General features: G+C 70.4%; 21 protein-coding genes and 2 pseudogenes. 16 read left to right on the top strand and 7 right to left on the bottom strand.

The window, feature by feature from the left end; translation table 11 throughout:
* The 3 genes from ACFY2Z_RS27735 to ACFY2Z_RS27725 all read left to right on the top strand — a co-directional run.
* The coding region (locus tag ACFY2Z_RS27735; protein WP_390746810.1) for a thioester reductase domain-containing protein at nt 1-3,422 on the top strand (3,422 nt) is incomplete at its 5' end.
* 11 nt (nt 3,423-3,433) lie between these two features.
* Nucleotides 3,434-5,068, top strand: a complete 1,635-nt coding sequence (gene hutH, locus ACFY2Z_RS27730; protein WP_390746809.1) for a histidine ammonia-lyase — start codon at nt 3,434-3,436, stop codon at nt 5,066-5,068.
* Nucleotides 5,065-6,894 (top strand): AMP-binding protein, encoded by a 1,830-nt coding sequence (locus tag ACFY2Z_RS27725; protein WP_390746808.1) that lies wholly within the window; start codon nt 5,065-5,067, stop codon nt 6,892-6,894. The genes hutH and ACFY2Z_RS27725 overlap by 4 nt, the downstream gene beginning before the upstream one ends.
* A 49-nt stretch (nt 6,895-6,943) precedes the next feature.
* Here the strand turns inward: ACFY2Z_RS27725 and ACFY2Z_RS27720 are convergent, their stop codons facing one another.
* Both ACFY2Z_RS27720 and ACFY2Z_RS27715 read right to left on the bottom strand, forming a co-directional pair.
* Nucleotides 6,944-7,360 carry an SRPBCC family protein gene (locus ACFY2Z_RS27720; RefSeq protein ID WP_390746807.1) on the bottom strand — a complete coding sequence of 139 codons (417 nt, stop codon included), beginning with the start codon at nt 7,358-7,360 and terminating at the stop codon, nt 6,944-6,946.
* Nucleotides 7,361-7,431: 71 nt separating this feature from the next.
* Nucleotides 7,432-8,442: an aldo/keto reductase gene (locus ACFY2Z_RS27715; protein WP_390746806.1), complete on the bottom strand. Its 1,011-nt coding sequence runs from the start codon at nt 8,440-8,442 to the stop codon at nt 7,432-7,434.
* Nucleotides 8,443-8,594: 152 nt separating this feature from the next.
* On the opposite strand from ACFY2Z_RS27715, the gene ACFY2Z_RS27710 reads away from it, so the two are divergent.
* The 4 genes and pseudogenes from ACFY2Z_RS27710 to ACFY2Z_RS27695 all read left to right on the top strand — a co-directional run.
* Entirely contained in the window at nt 8,595-9,494 is a 900-nt protein-coding gene (locus ACFY2Z_RS27710) for a LysR substrate-binding domain-containing protein (RefSeq protein WP_390746805.1), read from the top strand.
* Between the two features lie 248 nt (nt 9,495-9,742).
* The gene (locus ACFY2Z_RS27705; RefSeq protein WP_390746804.1) at nt 9,743-9,994 is read left to right on the top strand and encodes an RICIN domain-containing protein; all 252 of its coding nucleotides are present in this window, start codon (nt 9,743-9,745) and stop codon (nt 9,992-9,994) included.
* Nucleotides 9,995-10,030: 36 nt separating this feature from the next.
* Nucleotides 10,031-10,807, top strand: coding sequence for a polysaccharide lyase family 7 protein (locus ACFY2Z_RS27700; RefSeq protein ID WP_390746803.1), 777 nt, complete (start codon nt 10,031-10,033; stop codon nt 10,805-10,807).
* 96 nt (nt 10,808-10,903) lie between these two features.
* A pseudogene (locus ACFY2Z_RS27695) lies at nt 10,904-11,073 on the top strand (alcohol dehydrogenase); the annotation flags it as partial.
* 59 nt (nt 11,074-11,132) lie between these two features.
* On the opposite strand, the gene ACFY2Z_RS27690 reads toward ACFY2Z_RS27695, so the two are convergent.
* Nucleotides 11,133-11,723, bottom strand: coding sequence for a TetR/AcrR family transcriptional regulator (locus ACFY2Z_RS27690; RefSeq protein ID WP_390746802.1), 591 nt, complete (start codon nt 11,721-11,723; stop codon nt 11,133-11,135).
* A 171-nt stretch (nt 11,724-11,894) separates the two neighbouring features.
* Here ACFY2Z_RS27690 and ACFY2Z_RS27685 point away from each other — a divergent pair, with 171 nt between their 5' ends.
* Nucleotides 11,895-12,524: an isochorismatase family cysteine hydrolase gene (locus ACFY2Z_RS27685; protein WP_390746801.1), complete on the top strand. Its 630-nt coding sequence runs from the start codon at nt 11,895-11,897 to the stop codon at nt 12,522-12,524.
* A gap of 346 nt (nt 12,525-12,870) precedes the next feature.
* Nucleotides 12,871-14,757 (top strand): M1 family aminopeptidase, encoded by a 1,887-nt coding sequence (locus tag ACFY2Z_RS27680; RefSeq protein WP_390746800.1) that lies wholly within the window; start codon nt 12,871-12,873, stop codon nt 14,755-14,757.
* Nucleotides 14,758-14,871: 114 nt separating this feature from the next.
* Here the strand turns inward: ACFY2Z_RS27680 and ACFY2Z_RS27675 are convergent, their stop codons facing one another.
* Nucleotides 14,872-16,734: a protein kinase gene (locus tag ACFY2Z_RS27675; RefSeq protein WP_390746799.1), complete on the bottom strand. Its 1,863-nt coding sequence runs from the start codon at nt 16,732-16,734 to the stop codon at nt 14,872-14,874.
* A gap of 488 nt (nt 16,735-17,222) precedes the next feature.
* On the opposite strand from ACFY2Z_RS27675, the gene ACFY2Z_RS27670 reads away from it, so the two are divergent.
* Complete coding sequence (locus ACFY2Z_RS27670; protein ID WP_390746798.1) at nt 17,223-17,663, top strand: MarR family winged helix-turn-helix transcriptional regulator; 441 nt, start codon at nt 17,223-17,225, stop codon at nt 17,661-17,663.
* A gap of 433 nt (nt 17,664-18,096) precedes the next feature.
* On the opposite strand, the gene ACFY2Z_RS27665 is transcribed toward ACFY2Z_RS27670, so the two are convergent.
* Together ACFY2Z_RS27665 and ACFY2Z_RS27660 are read right to left on the bottom strand one after the other, a co-directional pair.
* Complete coding sequence (locus ACFY2Z_RS27665) at nt 18,097-19,002, bottom strand: NmrA family NAD(P)-binding protein (protein WP_390746797.1); 906 nt, start codon at nt 19,000-19,002, stop codon at nt 18,097-18,099.
* A 67-nt stretch (nt 19,003-19,069) separates the two neighbouring features.
* Nucleotides 19,070-19,423, bottom strand: a complete 354-nt coding sequence (locus ACFY2Z_RS27660; RefSeq protein WP_390746796.1) for a hypothetical protein — start codon at nt 19,421-19,423, stop codon at nt 19,070-19,072.
* Between the two features lie 607 nt (nt 19,424-20,030).
* On the opposite strand from ACFY2Z_RS27660, the gene ACFY2Z_RS27655 reads away from it, so the two are divergent.
* The 4 genes and pseudogenes from ACFY2Z_RS27655 to ACFY2Z_RS27640 all read left to right on the top strand — a co-directional run.
* Nucleotides 20,031-20,216 (top strand): hypothetical protein, encoded by a 186-nt coding sequence (locus ACFY2Z_RS27655; protein ID WP_390746795.1) that lies wholly within the window; start codon nt 20,031-20,033, stop codon nt 20,214-20,216.
* The gene (locus ACFY2Z_RS27650; protein WP_390746794.1) at nt 20,213-20,539 is read left to right on the top strand and encodes a nitrilase-related carbon-nitrogen hydrolase; all 327 of its coding nucleotides are present in this window, start codon (nt 20,213-20,215) and stop codon (nt 20,537-20,539) included. The genes ACFY2Z_RS27655 and ACFY2Z_RS27650 overlap by 4 nt, the downstream gene beginning before the upstream one ends.
* Before the next feature lie 352 nt (nt 20,540-20,891).
* Nucleotides 20,892-21,596 carry a hypothetical protein gene (locus ACFY2Z_RS27645; protein ID WP_390746793.1) on the top strand — a complete coding sequence of 235 codons (705 nt, stop codon included), beginning with the start codon at nt 20,892-20,894 and terminating at the stop codon, nt 21,594-21,596.
* 193 nt (nt 21,597-21,789) lie between these two features.
* Nucleotides 21,790-21,855: pseudogene (locus ACFY2Z_RS27640) on the top strand (protein-L-isoaspartate(D-aspartate) O-methyltransferase); the annotation flags it as partial.
* A gap of 175 nt (nt 21,856-22,030) precedes the next feature.
* Here ACFY2Z_RS27640 and ACFY2Z_RS27635 read toward each other — a convergent pair.
* The gene (locus ACFY2Z_RS27635; protein WP_390746792.1) at nt 22,031-22,483 is read right to left on the bottom strand and encodes a YbhB/YbcL family Raf kinase inhibitor-like protein; all 453 of its coding nucleotides are present in this window, start codon (nt 22,481-22,483) and stop codon (nt 22,031-22,033) included.
* Nucleotides 22,484-22,592: 109 nt separating this feature from the next.
* Here ACFY2Z_RS27635 and ACFY2Z_RS27630 point away from each other — a divergent pair, with 109 nt between their 5' ends.
* Together ACFY2Z_RS27630 and ACFY2Z_RS27625 are read left to right on the top strand one after the other, a co-directional pair.
* On the top strand, nt 22,593-23,117 hold the full coding sequence (locus ACFY2Z_RS27630) for a nucleoside-triphosphatase (protein WP_390746791.1): 525 nt from the start codon (nt 22,593-22,595) through the stop codon (nt 23,115-23,117).
* Nucleotides 23,118-23,372: 255 nt separating this feature from the next.
* Entirely contained in the window at nt 23,373-24,431 is a 1,059-nt protein-coding gene (locus ACFY2Z_RS27625) for an ABC transporter permease (protein WP_390746790.1), read from the top strand.
* Nucleotides 24,432-24,442 lie beyond the last annotated feature (11 nt).

Raw genomic sequence — 24,442 nt, 5'->3', positions numbered from 1 at the left:
CGGGTGTGCCGGTGGACTGGGCCGGTTTCTTCGCCGGCACCGGAGCACGCCGGATCGACCTGCCCACCTACGCCTTCGACCACCAGCACTACTGGCAGTCCGCCCGGCAGTCCATCGACCGCCCGGCGACCGGACACCCGCTGCTCACCTCGGTCGTCGAGGATCCGGACACCGGCCGGGTCACGCTCACCGGCCGGCTGACCGGGGCCCGCGTCCCCACGACGGTCTGGGTGGAGGCGGCCCTGCGCGCCGCCGACGAGGTCGACTGCACCACCGTGGACACCCTCGCCGTCGACGCCACCCTCACTCCGCCACCGCGCGGCGGCGTCGAACTGCAGGTCACGGTCGACGCGCCCGGCACCGACGGCCGTCGCGACCTACGGATCCACGCGCGCCCCGGAAACGAAGGCGCCTGGACGCGGTACGCCCACGGCCGCCTCAGCCCTGCACCCGCCGTACCACCCCCGGACATCGCTGCGGGGACCACCGAACTCACCGTGGGCGGCGACGAGTCCGACCGCTACATCCTCCACCCCGAGCTGCTGTCCGCCGCGGTCGGCGACCGGCCCGTGCTCGACTGGCGGGGAGTGCGTGTCTACGCCGCAGGGGCCCGTGCGGTACGCCTGGCGTCCGCCCCGCACGGCGGCCCCGAGCTACTGCTCACCGACCCGTCCGGGCGAGTGATCGCCGCCGCGGACGAGATCACCTACGGCACCCCGCCCCCGGCGTTGCGCACCGACGACCTGTACCGGGTCGACTGGACACCGATGGTCCTGCCCGCCGGCGACGCACCCGTCCCGCCCGTCGAGCGCGTCAGCTCGGCTGACCAACTGCACCACGTTCTCGACGTCGCCCAACGCACCCTCGCCGAGGGGCCCTCCGACACGCCGTTGGTCGTGCTGACCCGGGGCGCGGTCGCGCTGGACGGGGAGACCCCTTCGGACACGGCGACCGTCTGGGGCCTGCTGCGCTCGGCCCAGTCCGAGCACCCGGGCCGGTTCGTGCTCGTGGATGCCGAGACGGATTCCGATGCCGACGTCCGCCCAGAGCTGCTGGCCGCCGTCGCCGCCTCCGGCGCCCCCCAACTGCTGCTGCGCGGTGACCGGATCCTCGTGCCGAGGCTCGCCCCGCTCCAGGCGCCCACGGGAACCCGGGGATGGCCCACCGACGGCACCGTACTGATCACCGGCGGCACCGGCGCGCTCGGCGCCGCCGTGGCCCGGCATCTGGCCGCCCACCACCAGCTGCGGCACCTCGTGCTGACCAGCCGCAGCGGCTCCCGCGCCGAGGGCGCGGCACGCCTCGTCGAGGACCTGGCCCGGATGGGCGCCCACGCCACCGTGGAAGCCTGCGATGTCGGCGACCGCGCGGCCCTCGCCGCACTGCTGGACGGCATCCCCGCCGACCGGCCGCTGCGCGCGGTGGTGCACGCCGCGGGCGTGCTCGACGACGGCGCGTTCACCACGCTCACCCCGCGACGCCTCGACGCGGTGCTGCGCCCCAAGGCCGACGCCGCCCGGTATCTGCACGAGCTGACCCGAGAGCGCGAGCTCGCCGCGTTCGTCCTCTTCTCGTCCGTCGCGGGCGTCATCGGCGGCCCGGGGCAGGCCAACTACGCCGCCGCCAACACCGCCCTCGACGCTCTGGCCCAGCAGCGCGCCGCCGAGGGGCTGCCCGCCGTCTCGGTGGCCTGGGGGCCGTGGGAGCTGGACGACGGGGGCATGTCCGCCGGGGTGGATCTGCGCCGGGTCGCCCGGGAGGGCTTCGGTGCGATCTCCGCCGAGCGCGGCATGGCGATGCTCGACGCCGCCGTCGCCGTCGGCGTTCCGCTTCTCGTCGGCTGCCCGATCGACCTGGACACGGTACGGCGGCAGTCACCGGTCCCGCCCCTGCTGCGCGGGCTGGCCCGCCGAGGCGCCCGGCGTCCGGCCGCCTCCGTCGACCCGGTGGGGCTCGCCGACGAACTGGCCGAGCTGCCCGGCGTCGACCGCCGCGCCCGGATCCTCGACCTCGTCCGGGCCCGGGTCGCCGACCTCCTGGGTCTGAGCGACGCGGCCGACGTGGACGCGGACACGCCCTTCACCGAGTTGGGCTTCGACTCGCTCAGCTCCGTCGAACTGCGCAACCAGCTCGACGCCGTGTCCGGACTGCGGCTGCCGCCCACCCTGGTCTTCGACCATCCGACCCCTCGGTCCGTCGCGGACCGGCTGCTGCGCGACCTCTTCTCCGACACACCGGCCGACGACGACTCCGACAGTGGCGACCTCGCCGCCGACGTCAGCCTCGCCGACGACATCCGGCCCGCCGCGACGACCGTCGAGGTCGCGGCCGACCCCGGCGAGGTCCTCCTGACCGGCGCGACCGGCTTCATCGGCGCGTTCCTGCTGCGCGACCTGATGCGCACCTCGCACGCGGTGGTGCGCTGCCTGGTCCGGGGCGCCGACCGTGACGACGCCCTGCGCCGCCTGACGGAGAACATGCGGTGGTACGGGTTGGAGGACGACATCGACATGGGCCGCCTGGACGTGGTCGTCGGTGACCTCGCCCGGCCCCGACTCGGCCTGACCGCCGACGCGTTCGACGCCCTGGCCCGCTCGGTCGACCTGGTCGTCCACGCGGGAGCACAGGTCAACTGGCTCCAGCCGTATGCCGCGTTGAAGGCCGGCAACGTCGACGGCACCGCCGAACTGCTGCGGCTGGCCGCCCGCCACCGCAGCGTCCCGATGCACCACATCTCGACCACCGGCGTCTTCGCCCGGCCGGTCATCCCCGGTGTGCCGCTGCGCCCCGACGACCCAACCGGGCCGCCCGAGGCGTTGCGGACCGGCTACACACAGAGCAAGTGGGTGGCCGAGCAACTCGTCGGTCTGGCCCGTGAGCGTGGCCTGCCGGTCACGGTCCACCGGGTCGACCTGGTCTCCGGCGACCAGGAGCGCGGAGCCTGCCAGACCCGGGACTTCGTATGGCTCAGCGTCAAGGGGATGCTGCAGGCCCGCGCCGTCCCGGCGGGCCTGGGCGGCAGCTTTCAGCTCGTGCCGGTGGACTACGTCAGTGCCGCCGTGCTCGCGCTCACCCGCTGCCGGGACGCGGTGGGCCGTACCTTCCACATGTCCGGACGGACATCGGTGAGCTTCGCCGACATCGCGGCGCACCTACGGTCGTTCGGCCACGAGCTGACCGAGATGGACCCCGCCGACTGGCGCGACCGGGTCACCGCCGACCGCGACAACGCGCTGCTGCCGCTGCTGGAGTCGTTCGAAGCGGTCTCCGGTGCCGGCGCCACCGACGTGTATCTGGCGATGGACAGTTCCTCCACCGACGTGGCGCTGGCGGACACCGGCATCAAGTGCCCGGAACCAACCCGGGAGCTGTTCCGCACGTACGACCAATTCTTCACTCGAACGGGCTATTTCCCGCAGTAGGAAGGACCGACATGCTCACACCCACCCACCGGCGGGCCGGCCTTCGTGAGGTGCCCCTGGACGGGCACCGGCTCTCCGTCGAGGACATCGTCACCGTCGCCCGCCACCCCGGGACGCGTGTCGTCACCCTGGCCGCGGACGTGGCCCGGCGGATCGCCGAGTCCAACGCGATGAAGCACTCCCTGATCGACTCCGGCGTCCCGATCTACGGTGTCACCTCCGGATTCGGGGACAGCAGCGCCCGGCAGATATCGAAGCGCAAGGTCGACAGTCTGCAGGACAACCTGATCCGCTTCCTCTCCACGGGAGTCGGCCCGCCGGCCGACGCCGACGTCGTCCGGGCCACCATGACGATCCGCGCCAACTGCCTCGCCCGCGGCGTCTCCGGCGTACGGCCCGAGCTGGTCTCCGCATTGATCGACCTGCTCAACGCGGACATCCTGCCGCAGATCCCGGAGCGCGGCTCGGTCGGCGCCAGCGGCGACCTGGTGCCCCTGAGTTACCTCGCCGCCGCGCTCACCGGACGCGGCACGGTGACCCACCGCGGGACGGACAAGCCCGCCGACCGCGCCCTCGAAGACTGCGGCCTGACCCCGCTGACCCTGGAGGCCAAGGAGGGACTGGCCCTGGTCAACGGCACCTCGTTCATGTCCGGCTTCGCCGTCCTGGCCCTGCACGACGCCCGGGAACTGACCTTCGCCGCCGACCTGTGCACCGCGCTGACCAGTCAGGTGCTGCTCGGCAACGCGTCGCACTTCGCCCCGTTCCTCTTCGAGGCGAAGCCGCACGACGGCATGGTGGACAGCGCCGCGACCATCCGGGCGATCCTCACCGGCGACATCGCCGCCGACTCGGGCATCCGCCGGCCCGACGCCGACTTCGCCGAACTGGAACGCCCCATCCAGGACCACTACTCGATACGCTGCGCCCCACACGTCACCGGCGTTCTGCGCGACACCGCCGACTGGGCCTACCGGTGGCTGGCCGTCGAGGTCAACTCCGCCAACGACAATCCCCTGTTCGACGTGACCGACGGCGCGGTGCGCAACGGCGGCAACTTCTACGGCGGTCATGTGGCACAGGCGATGGACGCCGTCAAGACGGCGGTCGCCAGCGTCGGCGACCTGCTGGACCGTCAGCTGGAGCTGGTCGTCGACGAGAAGTTCAACAACGGCCTGACTCCGAACCTGATCCCTATGCTGGGACCCGACGACTTCGAAGCCGGACTGTTCCACGGCTTCAAGGGCATGCAGATCACAGCCTCGTCGCTGGCCGCCGAGGCGCTGAAGTGGACCATGCCGGCAGCGTCGTTCTCCCGCTCCACCGAGGCGCACAACCAGGACAAGGTGAGCATGGGTACGATCGCGGCCCGCGACGCCCGTTCGGTGGTGGAACTCGTCCAGCGCATCGCGGCCATCCATCTGATCGCCCTGTGCCAGGCGGCGGACCTGCGCGGCCTCGAACACCTCAGCCCTCCCACCCGCGCGGCCTACGACGCGGTCCGCGGTGTCTGCGCGTTCCTGGATCGTGACCGGCCGCTGGACGCCGACATCGAGCGCGTGGTCACGCTGATCCGCTCCGGCGATCTGCGCGGCGTGGTTGAACTCGAGACGCAGGACACCGTGTCCGGCGAGACGATCCGGTGAGCACGGACGTGTCGGCCCTCGCCGAGGTGACCTGCGAGGAGCGCGCGGACGGCACCCGTGTGCTGCGCGTAGGCCAGGAACTGCCGGAGCATCCGCCGACGCTCGCGCACATGCTGCGCCACTGGGCCGCCGAGTGCCCGGAGCGGACGCTGGCGGCCGAGCGGGACGGGGACGGCTGGCGGACGCTGACGTACGGGGCCGCGGCGGAGGCCGCGGCCGCGCTGGGCCAGGCGTACCTGGACCGCGGGTGCGGCCGGCAGCGTCCGGTGCTCCTGCTGTCCGGCAACTCCCTCGACCATCTGCTGCTCACTCTCGCCGGCTATCTCACCGGCGTCCCCGTCGTCCCGGTCAGCATCGCCTACTCCTTACGCAGCACCGACCACGCACGCGTGCGTGCCATCGCCGCTCTGGTCCGGCCGGGACTCGTGTACGCCGACGACGGCGACCGCTTCCGGGCCGCCCTGGACGCGGCGGCAGCCGTCGCCGGCACGTCCCCGGAGACGGTGGTCTCACGGCGGCCCCGTACGGGGGACACGACGATGGACACGCTACGGCGCACCGTCGTCACCGGCGCCGTGCGGCGGACCTACGAGTCCCTGACACCGGACGTGGTGGCGAAGATCCTCTTCACATCAGGCTCGACCGGCGCCCCCAAGGGAGTGCTCAACACCCACCGGATGCTCTGCGCCAATCAGCAGATGCTCCGGCAGATCTGGCCCTTCCTGGAAGACGAACCGCCCGTGCTCACCGACTGGTTGCCATGGAGCCACACCTTCGGCGGCAACCACAACCTGCACCTGGCGCTGTGCAACGGCGGCAGTCTGTACATCGACGACGGGGCACCGTTGCCCGACGCGTTCGAGCGCACCGTGGACGCGCTGCGCCGGCTGCCGCCCACCGTCGTCGTCAACGTACCGGCCGGTTACGGCCTGCTCGTCCAGCGGCTGGAGAGCGATCCCGAGCTCGCCCGGCAGATTCTGGCACGCGCGAGGATCCTCCTCTACGCGGGCGCCGACCTGCCGGACGCGCTACGGAAGCGGCTGCGTGCCGTCGCCCGCTCGGCGACCGGGCGCGACATCGAGGTCGTGTCGTCCTGGGGCGCGACCGAGACGGGGCCCGCGGCGACATCCACCTACGGAGGCGTGCGCGAGGGGATCGGCATCCCGCTGCCGGGCGTCGAGCTGAAGCTCGCCCCGGTCGGTGACCGCACCGAGATCCGGGTGCGCAGCGCCTCGGTCACCCCCGGATACCTCGGCATGGACGTCCCCGGCGCTCTCGACGAGGAGGGCTTCTACCGCAGCGGCGACGCGGTACGGCTGCTCGACCCGGGAGGCGACCCCCGTCTCGGGCTCGCCTTCGACGGCCGGATCGCCGAGGACTTCAAGCTCGCCAGCGGCACCTGGGTGGTCGTGGGCCGCCTGCGGAGCGCGCTGCTGTCGGCCGCCGGGGTGCTCGCCGACGTCGTGCTGGTCGGCGGCGACCGGTCGCACATCGCGGCGATCGGCTGGCCGGCGCTGGCCCCGGCCAACGAACTGCTCGGCACACGGGCCACCCAGGCCTCCGAACTGCTCGGCCACGACGGACTGCGCCGACACCTCGCCGGGGTCCTGACCAGGCTCAACGCGGGCGCCGGGGCCGCGTCGCGCGTCGAACGGCTTGCGCTGGTGGCCGAGCCGCCGAGCATCGACGACGGCGAGATCACCGACAAGGGGTATCTCAACCACCGTGTGGTGACCGATCGGCGCAAGGAGGTCGTCGATCTGCTCTACGCCGACGACCCGGACCCCGCACTCGTGATCAGCGCACGCCGGTGCCCCGGCAGCTGACGTCGGCGCGACGGGCCGACGTTGCCTGCCGGGGCACCGGCACAGGAGCTCAGCCGACGAGCGTCTGCCGCAGCGCGGCCAGTCCGTCGGTGTAGATGCCGTGGAAGAGGCTGACGGCCTCCTCGTCGGTCACTCCGACGGGGGTGAACGTCCCTGTCCACTCCACGCGCGCGCTCTGCCCGCCGGGCACCTCGTGCACGCTCAGGGTGGACAGGTAGCCGGTGATGGGGAAGGGAGCCTCGACGATCGAGTAACTGTAGGTGCGGGCCTTGTTGTCGAAGGCCTCCAGCCGTTCGACGATGACGCCGCCGTCCTCGTTCTTCAGTCTGCGTACGCGGCCGCCCTCGCGCAGCTCGCTGCCGGGGATGAACGGCAGCCAGTCGGGCAGCGCGCCGAATCCGCCGATCAGCTGCCAGACACGGTCGGCGGTGACGGGGATCTCCAGGGATACGGTGGTCGTGGCCATGGGTTTCTCCAGGGAGTGCGCCGGCGGGGGTCGGCCGGCGGGGTCGAAGCGGGGGAGTGCGGGGCCAGGGCTCAGACGGTGGGCACCGGGGCGTCGGGAGAGATCAGCTTCTCCTCGCGAAGCGCGGTCCAGAAAGCGGCCGGGACGGTCTCGTCGAGTGCGGCGACGTCCTCGGCGATGCGGCTCGGCCGGGTGGCGCCGGGGATGGCCGCCACCGTGGCGGGGTGGGCCAGGGAGAACTGCAGAGCGGCCGCCTTGATGCCGATCCCGTGCTGCTGCGCGAGCGCCTTGATCCGCTCCACCTTCGCGACGATGTCGGCGGGCGCCTTCTGGTACTCGAAGTGGGTGCCGCCGGCGAGAACGCCGGAGCTGTACGGGCCGCCGACGACGATGTCGACGTTCTGCGCGGCCGCGGCGGGCAGCAGGCGCTGCAGTGCCCGGCCGTGGTCCAGCAGGGTGTAGCGGCCGGCGAGCAGGAAGGCGTCGGGGCGGGGTTCCTCCAGGTCCAGGGTCAGCTCCAGCGGCTCGACCCGGTTGACGCCCAGCCCCCAGGCCTTGATCACGCCTTCGTCCCGCAGCCGGTCCAGAACGCGGAAGGCTCCGGTGCGGGCCGACTCGTACTCGGCCAGCCACTGGTCGCCGTGGAAGTCCTGGGCCACATCGTGCACCCACACGATGTCGAGCCGGTCGGTCCTGAGCCGCTTGAGGCTGTCCTCGACGGAGCGCAGCGTGGCGTCGGCCGAGTAGTCGTTGACGATCTTGTTGGGGCGCCCGTGTTCGAAGAGGCCGCCCTTCTCGCCCAGGTCGCGGGCCGCGGGGTCCTCGACCTCGTCGAGGATGATGCGGCCGACCTTGGTGCTCAGTACGTAGGCGTCACGGGGGTGGCCGGACAGGGCCTCGCCGAGCCGGATCTCCGACAGGCCCGCGCCGTAGAACGGCGCGGTGTCGAAGTAGCGGATGCCGTGCTGCCAGGCCGCCTCCACGGTGGCCGCGGCCTCGTCGTCCGGGATGGCCCGGAACATGTTGCCCAGCGGGGCGGTGCCGAAGCCGAGTCGTCCGGGAAGGAGGGTGGTGATGCTCATGGAGATGTCCTCGCAGTGATCGGGTGGCGGTGCGCCGGTGCCGCGCTGAACGCGTTTCGGCGGGCCGCCGGCTGTGCGTACTCCACGCTAGGATCGAGACATCAGACTGTCCAAGACACACTTGGACTGAGTTCAGTCTCCCGAGGTCTCACATGCTCGATCTGCGCCAGCTCCGCTACTTCGTCGCCGTGGCCGAAGCGGAACACGTCGGCCGAGCGGCGGAGGCCCTGCACATCTCCCAGTCTCCGCTCAGCCGGCAGATCGCTCAGCTGGAGCAGAAGCTGGGCCTCGCCCTCTTCGAGCGCAGCCAGCAGCGCCTCCGGCTCACGGCGGACGGCCGCGTGTTCCTCACCGAGGCGAAGGCGCTGCTGCGGCACGCGGACCGGCTGGAGAACCTGGGCCGCCGCCTGGGCCGCGGCGAGGAGGGCGGACTGTGCATCGGGTACGCCGCCCACGCCATGCACACCGGCATCCTGCCCAATGCCCTGCGGGTACTGAACCAGCGAAACCCCGGCATCCATGTCGCGCTGTACAGCCTGACCCCCGCCGAGCAGTTCGAAGGGCTGCGGCAGCGCAGTCTCGACATCGCCCTGGTCCACGAGCCTCCCGCAGAGGACGACCCGGACCTCATCTCCGCGCCGCTGCTGGACGACCCGCTGCTGCTCGTGCTGCCCGCGGACCACCCGCTGGCCGGCCGCAAGGAGCTCGCTCCCGCCGATCTGGACGGGCTGCCGTGGGTCGCGGTGGAGAACTCCGAGGATCCCGCCTGGCGGGATGCCTTCATCGCCTCCTGTACGGCATCGGGCTTCGCCCCTGATGTCCGCTTCGAAGCGGCCGAGCCGCTGACCGCACTCGGCCTCGTCGCCTCGGGTCTGGGCCTGGCCCTGATCCAGAAGAGCATGCTGCGGGGCGCCACCGAGGGCGTCGCCGTACGTGAACTGCCCTGGCACCACGCCTGCGTACGGCTCTTCGCCGCCTGGCACCGCATCGATCTGCGCTCGGTGGTGGCGGCCTTCCGCTCGCTGGTGCTGGGCGGCGGCGCGACGGACTGAGTCCGCGCACGCCGGGCGGGGTCAGGATGCTGAACACCCGCCCGTGAGCGGTCCGATGGCCAGTTCCAGGAAGTGAGCGTCCCTCGCGCGTGGGGCGCCGCCCTTGCTTCACCTCTTGACGTGCCTGGTTCAGACCTTTAGGTTCTCAGGTCACCAGCGATCCAAGAATGCATTCATTGTTCAGCCTGTTGAACTCGACTCTCGCGGCTCCCCTCACCGTCATCGCCCGCGAAAGGCTGGAAATCGCCATGACCGAGCCCCGCTTCAGCGTCGTGAGACACTCCGCCGACGCCCGTGAAGTGCTGAGGCTGTTCATACTCCTGGCCGGGCTGGACCAGCAGTGGCAGCCCGTCCAGGAGAGCGCCGGTCGCTACCACTTCGTCGCCCGCCACAGCGGCCAGTGCCTCAGCGCCGCGGCCACCCCCGACAACGGCATCCAGCTGACCCGACGCGGCTGCGACGGGTCCGGCGCCCAGACCTTCCAGCGCACCACGCGGTAACCCCCACTCCGCCCTCTCCCCACCGGAGGCCCCCACATGACGCATAGCAGGCTCCTCGCGACCGTGACCGTCGCGACTGTCGTGGGCACACTTGCCGCCCTCGGCACCGGCAGCGCGAACGCCGCGAACCCGAAGGTCGCACCCGGCGGCAACTTCGACCTGTCGATATGGCAGCTCCAGGAGCCGGTCGGCTCCCCCGGGTCCCCGACCACGATCCCGTCGTCCCGGCTCCAGGGGCCCAACGGCTACCAGGACTCGTACTTCTACACCGACACCCGCGACGGGGCCATGACCTTCTGGGCGCCCGAGAAAGGCGTCACCACGCCCAACTCCAACTACGCCCGCTCCGAACTCCGGGAGATGAACCGCGACGGCAGCGCCGCGAACTGGTCGCTCAGCGGCACCCACCGCCTGAACGCGACCCTGCGCGTGGTGTCCGTGACGTCCAACGTGTGCGTGGGGCAGATCCACCTCGGCACCGGGGGATCGTCCACCAAGCCGCTGCTGGAGCTGTACTACCACGCGGGCGGTGACATCGTCCTCGGCACCGAGAACTCACCGTCCGGCGGCCAGACCCTGCACACGGTGGGACATGTGTCGATCGGGAAGACCTGGAGCTACACCATCGGTGTGTCCGGGGGCAACACCATCGACCTGACCGTCAACGGCAGCACCACCCACTACTCCATCCCCTCGTCCTTCAAGCCGTACAAGCAGTATTTCAAGGCGGGCTCCTACAACCAGTCGTCGTCGGACAGCACCACCAACGGGGCCCGGGTCGCGTTCTACGGGCTGACCGTCTCCCACAGCTGATCCGCCACGCATGCACCGGCAGCAGGGTCCGCTCACCTGGCGCGGCGGACCCTGCTGCCGGTCCCGGCGCCTCGTAGGCCCCACCCGAGTCACGGAGTGGGCGGCCATGCCTCCGGCACCGCACAGGACGTCGAGGACACCATGGCGTTCAGCGCCCTGTACGGGGCAGGGCGCTGAACGAGACCGTACCGCTGGACGAGGCCGACGAGGCGTTCCGCAAGATGCTGTCCGGCGCCGCCCATTTCCGTATGGTCCTCACCTCCTGATACCCACGTGCAGGTCGCGTACGACCCGAGGGTGCAGGGGGTGCGGGGCTCGGCCGGAGTCAGGCGGGGGGAGCGGAGTCCGGCGATACGTACCGTTCGAGTTCACCTGCGACATGGCTGAGCAGCTCGTCGGAGAGGGCGGGGTCGGCCACGGCCCGGGACATGAGCAGGGCGCCGACCAGCGCGCTCAGGATGAGCATGGCCTCGGCCCGGGCCTCCTCAAAGGTGCCGTCCGGGCCGGCGATCAGGTCCAGATAGGTGCGGACCTGCTTCTCATAGGCCTCCTTGAACCGCTGGTCGCCGCGCCCCGCGGCGGCGCCGAGGGTGACGAGGGCGCATCCGGTGGCCGGAGCGTCGCGGTGCTGCTTGCTCAGATAGGAGTCGACGAGTCCGCGGCGGGGCTCCCGCGCGTTCTTCCGGGCGGCCCGCCGCATCTTCGCCGACCCTTCGGCCAGGGCCAGAGCGACGGCCTGGCCGATCAGATCGTCACGAGAGGCGAAGTGCCTGTAGAAGCCGCCGTGGGTCAGACCCGCCTCCTTCATGAGCTCCGCGACGCCGGGGCGGGTGACGCCCTCGGCGCGGACTCTGCGGGCCGCCATGCGGAGCACTCGCTCGCGGGACGCCGCCTTCTCCGTCTGCGAGTGCCCCATGTCGCTCTTCCCTCCGGGAGTGGCTCCTGTACCGGATCGCTGGATCTGGATGATGCTCATCATACACATTGCGCGAAACGAGCAATGTGAGCCGGGCGTCTTTGACTTTCAGGATGACGAGCGCAATCCTCAGATCAGGATGTTGTCAGTCATCCAGATCTGAGGAGAATCATGTCCGAGACCTACGACCTCCGCCGTACGGCGGTCCTGCTGGTCGACCCCTACAACGACTTTCTCTCCGAGGGCGGCAAGATCTGGCCGCGGGTGGAGCCCGTGGCCCAGGAGGTCCGTCTGCTCGACAATCTGCGCTCCGTGGTCGGCTCCGCCCGCGAGGTCGGCGCCCGTGTGGTGTTCGTCCCGCACCGCCGCTGGGAGCCGGGGGACTACGAGACGTGGGACCACCCCAACCCGACCCAGCGCAGCATCATGGAGCGGCACAGCTTCGCCCGAGGCACCTGGGGTGGGGAGTTCCACCCCGACTTCCAGCCTCAGCCGGGCGAGGTGGTCGCCCATGAGCACTGGGCGCAGAGCGGGTTCGCCAACACCGACCTGGACCTCCAGCTCAAGCAGCACGGCATCTCCCATGTGGTGATGATCGGCCTCCTGGCGAACACCTGCATCGAGTCCACCGCTCGATTCGCCATGGAGCTCGGCTATCACGTGACACTGGTCCGCGACGCCACGGCGGCCTTCCAGCCCGAGATGATGCACGCAGCACATGAGTTGAACGGCCCGACCTTCGCCCATGCCATCGTGACCACGGCGGACCTCGTCGCCGCCTTCCGGGGAGGTGTGGCATAACCGTGGGAGGTGGGGTGTGACGCTCGCCGTGGGAACCGGGAGCCGGGAGCCGGGAGCCGGGAGCCGGGAGCCGGTGACGAGCTGGACTTCACGGGCGAGGACGTAGAGTCGATCGCGCAGACCGTCGTGGAAATGGCCACGTTTCCCGGTGGTTTGCCCAATGGCATGCTCCGGTCAAATCTGCCACGCTGCCGGTAGCCGTCGCCCCGGCCCCACGAGGAGGCGGCAGGAAGCTCACTCAGCGATCGCGCGAGCGATACGCAGCCCCGGCCGCCCATCGGCGCACCCAAGCCGACGGGCGGTCACCGAGCGAGCCGGAACCCCGGCCGGCGCAAAGGAGTTTCATGTGAGACCCACCCCCCACAAGGCCCTCGCGACGAGCGCACTCGCCGTCGCCGCGATGGCCGCCGTCCTGCTTCCCGTGGCCCCCGCGGCGGCCACTGCGTCCACGGCCCCCGCGGCGGCCACTGCGTCCACGGCCCCCGCGGCCGCCGCCTGCACCCCGTCCCAGGTGATCACCAACGGCGGGTTCGAGAGCGGGACTTCGTCCTGGACCCAGTCGAAGACCGGAGTCATCACCGACCGGGCAGGTCAGACGGCCCATGGCGGCACCTCTTTCGCCTGGCTGGACGGTGTGGGCAGCACCCACACCGACAGCCTCACGCAGAGCGTGACCATCCCGTCCGGATGCAGCACCGCCACCCTCAGCTTCTGGTTGCACGTCGACACGGCCGAGACGACCTCGTCCACCGCGTACGACAAGCTGACGGCGAAGATCGGCAGCACGACCCTCGCGACGTACTCGAACCTCGACAGGAACACCGGGTACGTGCAGAAGTCGTTCGACGTGTCGGCGTTCGCGGGGCAGACCGTGTCCGTCGCCTTCACCGGCACCGAGGACTCCAGCCTCCAGACGAGCTTCGTCGTCGACGACGTCAGCCTCGACACCTCCGGCGGCACGGCCCCACCCGCGGACTCCACCCGCACCCCGGCCGCACCCTCGTACACCGTGAGCCTCAGCAGCAACAGCTCCGGCACGGTCTGGACGGGCCATGAGAGCGCCACCTTCACCAACGCGTCCGCCACTGCGCTCAGCGAGGTGTATCTGAGGCTGTGGGACAACTACCACGGCACCTGCTCCGCCCTGCCCATCACCGTCGGCAATGTCACCGGCGGCACCGCGGGCGCCCTGTCCGTCGCCTGCACCGCCCTCAAGATCGACCTCCCGACGCCCCTCGCCCAGGGCCAGAGCGCCACGATCGGCTTCGACCTGGGCATCACCGTGCCCAGCGGCGCCGACCGGTTCGGCCACGACGGGGCCTTCAACTTCATCGGCAACGCCCTGCCGGTGCTCGCGGTCAAGGACGGGGCGGGCTGGCACCTGGACCCGTACACCAACAACGGCGAGTCGTTCTACTCCCTGGCCGCCGACTTCAAGGTGACCCTCGACCACCCGACCACCCTGCTCGTACCGGCCACCGGCTCCTCGGTCGACACTCCCGGCTCCAGCGGACGCACGATCACCACCGCCACCGCCTCCAAGGTCCGCGACTTCGCCTGGGCGGCAGGCCCCTTCAGCAAGATCTCCGGCACCTCGCCCGCCGGCACACCCGTCAACGTCTACTCCGTCTCAGGCATCAGTTCGTCCGACGCCCAGTCGATGCTCAGCACCGCCAAGAGCGCTGTCGACACCCATGCGTCGCGGTTCGGTGCCTACCCCTACGGCGAGTTGGACGCCGTGATCGACAACAACTTCTGGTTCGGCGGCATGGAGTACCCCGGGTTCGTCCTCGACCTGGTCAGCACCACGGCGCTCACCCATGAGATCGGTCACCAGTGGTGGTACGGCATCGTCGGCGACGACGAGTACAACAGCCCGTGGCTCGACGAGGCGTTCACCGACTACGCCACCGACCTGGCACAGAACAAGACCGGCACCAACTGCTGGAACAATGTGTCCTGGGCCTCGTCGGCGGAGAAGATCACCAACTCGATGGCCTACTGGGACGCCCACTCCTCCCGGTACTCCACCGTCGTCTACGGCTACGGCAAGTGCGCCCTGCACGACCTGCGGCGCGTCCTCGGCGACAGCGCCATGACGCAGCTGCTGAGGAGCTATGCGGCGGCTCACTGGTACGGCGTCTCGACCACGGCCGAGTTCAAGGCAGCCGCCCAGGCAGCCACGACCACGGACCTGACCTCGTTCTGGACCCAGCACCGCATCGAAGGCTGAGTACGGCATCGGTTCGCCGCGGCGGGCTCCTTGCGGAGCCGTCCGCGGCGAACCCCGGGTCGCCGTCCGCTTCCGGCGGCGGCCCGGCTCAGCTCCTGCCGTCGGAGCGGCGGCTCAGGAACGGTCCGCCGAGAACGTCGTGCAGTTCGGGCCGTAGATCCGGCCGTCCAGGTGGTTCGGAGTGGACGTGTCGTAGGTGCCCTGGAGGTCGACCGCCAGATAGCCCGGCGGCTGGTTGATCCAATGCGTCGCCCGCAGCGTCAGCACACCGTTCTGGACGGTACCCGCCATCGCGAACGAGCCGCGGGGCACCTGGGGGTTGGAGGGCGCCGGATAGAACGCGAACACGGCGTCCGCTGTGCCGTCGTCGTGGTCCTCGATGGTGAGCACCAGGCCTGTGATGCCCTGGTTGCACACGTAGCTGCCGTTCCATTGGCCCGTCAGGCCTGTGACGTTCGGGTCGGGCGTGGACGGGCTGTTCTCGGGCGAAGCTGGGCTGTTCTCGGGCGCGGACGGGCTGTTGTCGGGCGTAGATGGGCTGTTCTCGGGCGTGGACGGGGTGTCGTCCGGCGTGGACGGGGTGTCATCGCCCGGTGAGACGTGCGGCGACGGATCCAAGATCGAGTTCCCCGAGTCCGAGCCGGACCCGCCACCGCCGAACAGGGCGTCCGCCCGCCACGCCACCAGCCCGATCGCCAGCACCGCGGCGAGAACGGAGCCGATCACGGCCACACGACGTGCGCGCGAGGAACTCCCGTGCGGGCCGCCGAACTTCCCCGGTATCGGCGTGGGCAGTGCGCCTGGGGGCGGAGTTCCGGGCGGAGGAGTGTCCGCTCCGGCGCCGCTCCTCACCGGGTCCGACACCAAGGCGGTCGGCGTGTAGGCCGGCGGCGGGGTCGCCGGAACCGGCCCCGCCACGGTGGGCGCCTCGTGGGCCGGAGTGGAAGGGCTCGCGGATCCGGGAGGTGACGGCGTATCGGCCGACGGATGTCCACCGCCCCCGGCCACCGGCGTCTCGGGCGCGATGGCCTTACCCCCGGCCGGGGGCGTCTCCGGCACCGTCGCCACCTCGCCCGACGCCCCGTCCCAGGCCTCCCGTACTGTCGAGGCCACCGTCGGGGGGAGCCAGGACGCGCTGGTGAACAGCAGCGTCGTACGGGCCGCGCCGGCCGCGTCGGTGAGTTCCGCGAGGAGCGCGTCGACGGTCGGCCGGTCCTCCGGGCGCTTGGCCAGGCAGCGCGCGACCAGACCGCGCATCGCCTCGGGCACGGCGTCCAGGTCGGGTTCGCCGTGGACGATGCGGTACATCAGGCCCTGGGCCGAGCCGGTGCCGAAGGGGCCGGAGCCCGACGCGGTGAACGCGAGGACCGCGCCCAGCGCGAACACGTCGCTCGCCGGTCCGACGGGTTCACCGGTGAGCTGCTCCGGCGACATGAACCCGGGTGTTCCGATCACAACCCCGGTACGGGTGATCGCGCTCGCCTCGGTGGCCGTCGAGATGCCGAAGTCGATGACCCGGGGACCGTCGGCGGCGAGCAGCACGTTCGACGGCTTCAGATCACGGTGCACGAGCCCCGCCGCGTGGATCGCCTCCAGCGCCTCGGCGAGCCCCGCCGCGAGCGTCGTCACCGGGCCCGCCTGCCAGGCCCCGTGCCGGGCGACGGCGGTGTCCAGCGAGATCCCCGGCACATACGCGGTGGCCAGCCATGGCGGGTCCGCGGCCGGGTCCGCGTCCACCACCCCCGCTGTGAACACTCCGTTGACCCGGCGGGCGGCGGCGACCTCCCGAGCGAACCGTTGCCGGAACTCGCGGTCCTCGGCGAGCTCGGGCCGTACGACCTTCACGGCGACCGCCCGGCCGCCCTTGGACCGGGCCAGATAGACCCGCCCCATTCCGCCGGCCCCCAGCCGGCCCACCACACGGTAGGGCCCGACCCGTTCGGGATCCCCCACCCCCAGCGCACGCAAAGCCTCCATATGACCCCCCAAGGTCTGCTGCGTCTCCCCACGCAGGGTTCACATCATGACGTCAGCAAGCGCTTGCGAGGCTTTCGGTTTCAACAGACTCGTGAGCAATCGCGCGAACTCGGGGTTATTCGAACGGTGATGCGGTAACTCACCCCGAGTCGAGCGGATTGCGAGGCCGAACACCGGAGCCGGATCGGGGCCCCATCTGATCACGGACCGGAACGGACTCCCGCTGTCGCCGGGCATCTCCAGCGCCAACCTGCGCGAGCCGATGCGGTATGCACGCACCCGCCGTCGCTGCCGCATACAATCCGGGCGGCCGTCGAGTCGGCGCGAGGCTGCATGGGTGGGGGCCGCAAAGTCTCCGACGTGCAGGGGCGGCCGTTCGCGTAGGACAGGACCTGCATCCTGGCCCCGGGTGCGGGGCCCCTTCACGTAAGTGAGTAGATGCTCGTATCCTGGACGGGGAAACTCTGGAGGAGACGATGACCGCTACGGTGACGGACCGCGACGACCTGTGCAACAACCTGGCACTACGCAAGGCGGCCCGGTACCTCGGCGCGACGTACGACAAGGCTCTGGCGCCCGCCGGTCTCCGTGCAACGCAGTTCAGCATCCTGCAGAAGCTCGGCGCTGCGGGAGAAATGAAGATCACCAGCCTCGCGGACATGATCGCCATGGACCGTACGACGATGGCCTCCAACCTGAAGCCGCTCGCGCGGGAGGGCCTGGTGACCGTCGAGACATCGGCAGCCGACCGTCGTGCCCGGATCGTCACGATCACGCCGGACGGGATTTCCCGACTGAAGGCGGCGCTGCCCCTGTGGCAAGAGGTGCAAGACCGGTTCGAGGAGCGCTTCGGTGCCGGTGACGCATCCGAGCTGCGCGTGTCCCTGGAGGCCATCCTTCGGACCGGCTTCGAGCCCTGGGCTGAATAGGCCTGGTGCGCCACCGAGGCCCCTGCAGAGGCGGCCCGGCCCATGTGGTGGCATGGGCCGGGCGAGACCGGTCCGGGGCAACTCCCTGCGTCAGCTCCACTTGTCCTTCAGGCGGTGATCACCTGGACTGTGATCGCCGGCCGAAGCCGGCCCCGGCGTGGCGGGAGACGTTCTCGCGGCGCACGATCGCGTCGTGGCGGCCGGCCCTGGCACGGCAACGGTGCCGGCGGGGCGGATACGGCGCAGCCGGTCGCGGCGACAGAAGGTGTCGGCGGGGAGCATGGGGTTCTCTTCCGTAGATGGGATGCCGTCGGACGTGCCCGGGATCCGGTTGGTTTCGTACCGGCCCCCGTGGCGAGGGCGGCCCCCTCGCCGTGGACACCGGCGAGAGGACCAGTCGTCCTGCGGCGAACTCCGGCCGCGGCGGAGCGGCTCAGCCCAGGTAGAAGTCCTTGCGAGCGGCCACGAACTCCTCGATCGACTGCGGAGGGACGCCGGTGACGCGCTCGACGCCGTCGGCCGTGCGGTCGTAGCGGTTCTCCTCGTGGAGCCGTCCCATGACGGCGATGTGACGCTCGATGTGCGGTGGCAGGCCCACCTTCGCGAGCACTTCGGCCTCCCACCGGTCCAGCGGCACATCCACGTAGGACACCGGTCGGCCCAGCGCCCGGGAAAACTCCGCGGCCATCTCGTTCATGTCGACCGAGCGCGGCCCGGTGAGTTCGTAGACCTTCCCGATGTGTGGAGCCGGATCGCGCAGCACGGTGGCCACGACCCGGGCGACGTCGTCGACGGTGACCGGCGAGGTGCGTCCGGCGCCGAACGGCAGCGCGATCGTGCCGTTCTCCCGAATCGTCCGCGCCGCCAGCGACGTGAAGAGCGGATTGTCCAGGAACGACGTCGGCCGGACATGCACCACCGGCAGTCCCGACCAGTCGAAGACCTGCTCCGCCAGCCAGTGCAGACGCTGCTGGTGGGACTCCGAGGTGCTGACGGCAGTCATCTGAGACACTGTCATCTGCGACAGGTCGACCAGGGCATCCAGCTGCCCGTGCTCCCGGGCGACGGAGGCCACCACCGTGGCTGCCAGCAGGTGATCCGGCGACACACGCATCGCGAAGTACATCCGCGACACGCCCTCCAGCGCGGCCGCGACCCTCTCGGGCCGGGTCAGATCACCGAGGACCACCTCCGCGCCGAGCGCCCGCAACTCGGCCGCGCGCTCGTCCTCGCGGCGGACCATGAAACGCACCGGTACGTCCTGGGCACACAGATGCTCGAAGACCGTGCGGCCCACGCCGCCGGCGCCGGGAATGAGAACAAGATTGCTGGCGGTCATCAGTTGGCCTAGGACTCGTCGGCGAGGAAGTGCTCGGCAAGGGGGTCACCCGCGAACTTCTCGTGCATCAGCCGGGAGAAGAGCAGCAGCGAGTTGCGCGGCCGGTGGAGCAACCGAGGTCCTGGGCCTGCCCGGCAGCGTTGCGGGTGACCGTCACGACAACCGTCAGAGGCTCACCCTGGACCGAAGCGGAGTAGATCTCCAGGAAGTCGTTGTCACCGAAGTCACCGGTGAAGCTGAAGTCCTGGAACTCGTACAGTTCGCGGGCCTTGACCACGATGGCACGCACCGCATCCGCACCACGCGCGGTGCCGTTCATCGCCCCGCCTTCCAGTGTGGCGTCGTCGGCCAGGTTGTCCAGCCACCACGGGTAGTAGCTGAGCCCCTGACGATCGGAGTCGCCGCTTTCCGTGTTCGCCATGTCATGCCTCCTTCGAACATGCTGCCGCAGGCCGGATGGTGGGGGTGGGTTCAGCCCGCTACGGACAGCCCAGCCGACATATGTGAGCATATGCTCACATCTTGGAGGTGGCAAGCGTGAGGACACGCCCGATGGCGCCACCAAAGCCCGGCGGCAACACATGGCCGAGGTGCCCGCGGCGGCACGGCCGCTGACGACGGCCGTCATCAGGCAGTCAGGGCGCCCTGCTTCGGTGTGCCCGCCGGTCAGGCGGGCATCAGTGCAGCCGGACGGTTACGACCCCCGGAAACGCCCACGATATTGCACACGTCCCGGGGTCCGCGGGATCGAAACCCTCATGACCGATGAGGGGCGGCTCCGGCGCCGAAGCCGACCTGCACCCGCACCTGCGCCGTCGCTCTTGCCTCTCGATAGATACGAGCATATGCTCACATCCATCTCCGGGGCCGTCGGCAGTCTGCGGTCGGTGGTTCGCGGAGGGGAAGGTCGCCCGATATCCGGGGTCCGTCACCTGCACGACCCCGGGGGTCAGTCCCTGTTGCGCTGATATTCCGGATCCCCAACACCACAGACCTGCGCAGTGCCCATGTCGGAACGGAGTCCTGTCATGACTGTCGTGAAAGCCGCCGCGGTTCAGATCAGTCCCGTGCTCTACAGACGTGCGGGCACGGTCGAGAAGGTTGTGCGGAAGGTCCTGGAACTGGGCGAGCAGGATGTCGAGTTCGCGGTCCTTCCTGAGACCGTCGTTCCCCACTACTCCTGGTTTTCCTTCGTGCCGCCCCCTGCACCATGACCAAGGAACGCGTGCGCCTGCTCAAGGAGGCGGTGGCTGCACCGTCCGCCGCGACCGACGCGGTCGCCGAAGCCGCCCGGGAAGCTCCCATGGTGGTTTCGATCGGCGTCAACGAGCGTGACGGCGGCACCATTTACAACACGCGGCTGCGGTTTGACGCGGACGGCGAGCAGATCCACGCCGCCATGTGCCCGGGGCCTTCGGCGGCCCGCCGTTCGCCGAGCAGACGGGGTCAACACCCCTCGGCACGCTCTGAATTCGCCCTTCTTCGTAGTCAATGCCGCGGCCTGACTCGACGCCGACCAGCAGGCACAGATCGCTGAGGACACCGGCGGCCCCACCGGCGCGTTTTCCGGCGGCTTCTTCACCGCCGTCGTCGACCCCGAAGGCCGCATCATCGGCGAACCGTTCACCGCTGGTGAAGGCGAGGTCATCGACCAGTATTTCGAACTGACCGACCGGCGCAAGCGCCTGACGGACGCGCGCGGTCACTGCAGCCGCCTGCAACTGCTGCACCTGCAGATCAACCGCACGGCGGGCCGACCTCCACGAGCACGGCACACCCGCGGCGGCCCGGTCCAGCCGGGCGACCCATCACGACCACCCTGCCCAGACCCAGTGAGGCTCGACTGTGCGCAGGGTTCCACCAATACGATCCGAGTGAGAGAAGAATCCATGTCCATCAGGAACAGGGTGCTGGCCGCGGCGGCAGTGGCGACCATGGTCGGTGGCCTTGGTGCGGCGGGAGCATTCTCGGCGAATGCGGCCACCCCGGAGTGTGGCGACAGCTGCATCAAGATCTACAGCGTCAAGTTCGGCACGTCCGAGCAGCCCAACCTGGTCGAGACCGTGTACCGCGGGGTGGCGAGCGTCGGCCAGCCCACGGCGATGAACCCCGTCAGCACGTCCGACGCGGCCGGGGACATCGTCGGCCACCGCTCGGGCAAGGTGTCCGACTACTACAAGGACGGCCTTGTGTCCGCCGAGGTGAACCGGCACTACGGCGATCTGCGCGCGGTGGAAGTCGAGTACGCGCCGCACGGCGAGCGCACCGGCCTGTGCGCGGGCCTGGCCCACACCGCGTACCAGAACGAGGGTCTCACCCTGCAGAAGTGCGGTGTGTCGGCCAGGACTGTCTGGATCATCGACACCGCGGACTCGCCCTCGACTGCCTCCCAGGCACACTTCCCGCTGGTCAACGGCTCGACCACGAACATTGCCCACCCCTACGCGATGACCTTCACCAACAGCTGGTTCCAGCACGGCGGCCACAAGCGCGACGGTCACCGGACCGCGGTGCCCGCGCAGATCCGGGTCGCCAGGCTGATGGGCAACCCGTCCCATGTGCCGGACAGCCAGCTCTGGGGCACGACGAAGTAGGAAGCCCTTCCTGGAGCCCTGATCGGCTCTCCTGTGGCGCCGCCCCGCCGGGGCGGCACCACAGTCATGTTCGGCATCCGATGCGCGAGTCGACACAAGCCGCTGCCCAGTCACCCGGAGGGCGTTTGCTGCGGTCGGCCGCGGGCAGGGCGTCGGCAATGCCGAGGCAGTAGCCGACGACGGGATCCTCTGGATGCCGACCCGTACCCCGTACGACGTCGTCATCGTCTGCGCGGCCTTCCCGCGAGTGCTTGAGCCGCTCGTGGATCAGCTCCGCACCGGTGGCAGGCTCGTCCAGTCGATCGGGCAGGGCGGGCAGGGGCGCGTCGAGCTGACGAGCGGCGGGCCCACAGCCTGGTGCACGGCAGGACGGTCACCGCGGCGCGGTTCGTCCGGCTGTGTGGCGCCCATGGCTACGACCAGCGGTGACGCGCTCAGCGCTGATAGGTCCCGATCAGGGTGCCGGAGGCCAGCTCCCTGCCCTTCAGGGCACGGTGCACGTCCTCGACGCCCGGGTGGTCGTGCAGCGGCAGCGGCTCGGACAGGGCGTACAGGCGGAAGAAGTAACGGTGCGGCCCGTGCCCCGGTGGAGGCATCGGCCCTCCCCAGCCCACGCGGCCGAAGCCGTTGGGCCACGGTAGGCCCCCATGGGGCTTCTGGCCCTCCGCCGCCCCCGTGGTCCCCGGATCGATGCCGGTCACCAGCCAGTGCAGGAAGGTCGTCCCCGGCGCGTCCGGGTCCTCGCACAGGAGCACCAGCTCCGTGGCCTCGTGGGGTACCCCCGACCAGGTCAGGGGCGGTGAGATGTTCTCACCCTCCCCGCTGTACCGACGGGGGATCACCGTTTTGTCGTCGAACGCGGCGCTGCTGAGTTCAATTCCGCTCATGCGCGCCGCCATACCCGCAGCGGCGGCACCGGCACCGCTCCGCACCCCAAAACCCCCGTTCGGCCGAGCCCACCCGGGTCGCCTCCGGGAGCGGGGTGAAGATGGCAGTGTGCCGACAAGGATCCTGCTCGAGGGCCGCCCTGGCGCGGGCAAGACGACCGCCCTGCGTCGGCTGGCCGCGTTGCTGCCCACCCACGCGGCCACCGGCTTCACCACGGTGGAGATCCGGCAGTCCGGCGCCCGCGTCGGATTCGCCCTGGAGACCCTGGCAGGCCGGCGGGAAGTGCTCGCCCATGTCGACCTGCCCGGTCCGCCACGGGTTGGGAAATACGGTGTCGACCCGGGCGTCATGGAGCGACTGGCACTGCCCTCGCTTCGGTCGGCAGCAACCGGTGGGGCAACAGCGCGGCTGGTGCTCATCGACGAGCTGGGGCGGATGGAATTGGCGTGCACGGCGTTCCGGCACGCGGTCGACGCGCTGTTCGTGGCAGCGGTCGACGTCGTCGCCACGGTCCACACGCACCGCGATCCGTTCACCGACGCCCTCAAGCGACGTCCCGACATCGAGGTCGTCCAGCTCACCCCGGCAAACCGAGACGTCCTGCCGGAGGAACTCGCGGCCCGGCTGCTGTAGGCCCGGACGCATGGAAGGCATCGCCGTCACGGATGAGAGACCGGCCTCCGACCTGCTGAAAGCAGAGTCGGGGCGACAGGATGTGAACTCGCCCGGTCGGCGCGACCGGCGGCGCCGACCACCAAGGGGTCAGTGCCTGCCTACCAAGTACGCGGCCGGCATTGGCTTCACCACCAGGTTCGGCGCCCGCCCCCGGCCTCCCGCCACTCGGTGGAACAGGAGGGGGAGTTGGGTGAATGATCTAATCTATCCGCCATGCCTGATTTGCCGCATGGTGTGCATGGCCGGCCGCCCACCCCGGCGGACCGCTGGGCCGCCTTTCGGGAGTCCCCCTACCTTCCGGCTACCGTGCTGGTGCTGATCGTGGCATCCGTGGCAGGGCTGTTCGCCGGTTCCTACACCTATGCGATGGCCAACCCGACCCCGCACACCGTTCCCATCGCGGCCGTCGGCGCCTGGGACCAGGAGCAGGGCCGACGTTTCATCGCCGAGATGGAGAAGGGACTGTCCACCTCGCTGAAGGTGCGCGCCTACGACAGCTACCGAGCGGCGACGGAGGCCATGGACGACCAGTCGGTGTTCGCCGTGCTCCACGTCCCTTCCCATGGGGACGCCGTCACCTTGGATGTCTCCGGCGCCTCCGGGGCTTCCGTGGCCCAGGTGCTGACGGCGACGGCTGCGGAGGTCGGCAAGGCTGCCGGGGTGCCGGTCACCGTTCGCGACATCAAACCGCTGCAGAGAGGCGATCCGCGGGGACTGGCGATCTTCTACATCTCCATCGCGGCCGTGATCATCGGCTTTGTCGGCGCCATCCAATTGAACGTGCATGCGCGTGCGCTCGCGCCATGGGAACGTATCGCCTTCATCCTCGCCTACGCCGTGCTCGGCGGATTCACGATCGCCGCGGTGGTGGACTGGCTGTTGGGCTCCCTGAAGCTGCCGTTCGTCGAGTCCTGGTCGATCCTGACGCTGACGATGTTCGTGTCCGGCACGGTCTTCACGATGTTCAACACGCTGTTCGGGCGCTGGGCCATACTGCCGACATGGGGACTGATGGTCGTACTCGGCAACCCGTCCTCGGGCGGTGCCGTCTCCTGGCCGCTGCTGCCGTCGCCCCTAGGTGTCATCGGCCGTTGGCTGCCGCCCGGGGCCTCGGTGAACGCCCAGCACACCGCCGTCTACTTCGCCGGCCACCAGCACGCTTTCCCCTTCCTGGTGCTGGCCGGCTGGGCGGTTCTCTCCGGCACCGTCTTCTTCGTCTGGCGGCACCGCGATGCCGGTGGTCGTCCGGCTCCGTCCCATGCGGCGCCCTGATGCGCTCCAGC

This window comes from Streptomyces sp. NPDC001222 (assembly GCF_042896945.1).
GTDB lineage: Bacteria > Actinomycetota > Actinomycetes > Streptomycetales > Streptomycetaceae > Streptomyces > Streptomyces gibsoniae.
The sequence above is the reverse complement of the archived record's forward strand: the minus strand, read 5'-3'. Positions and strand labels throughout refer to the sequence as shown.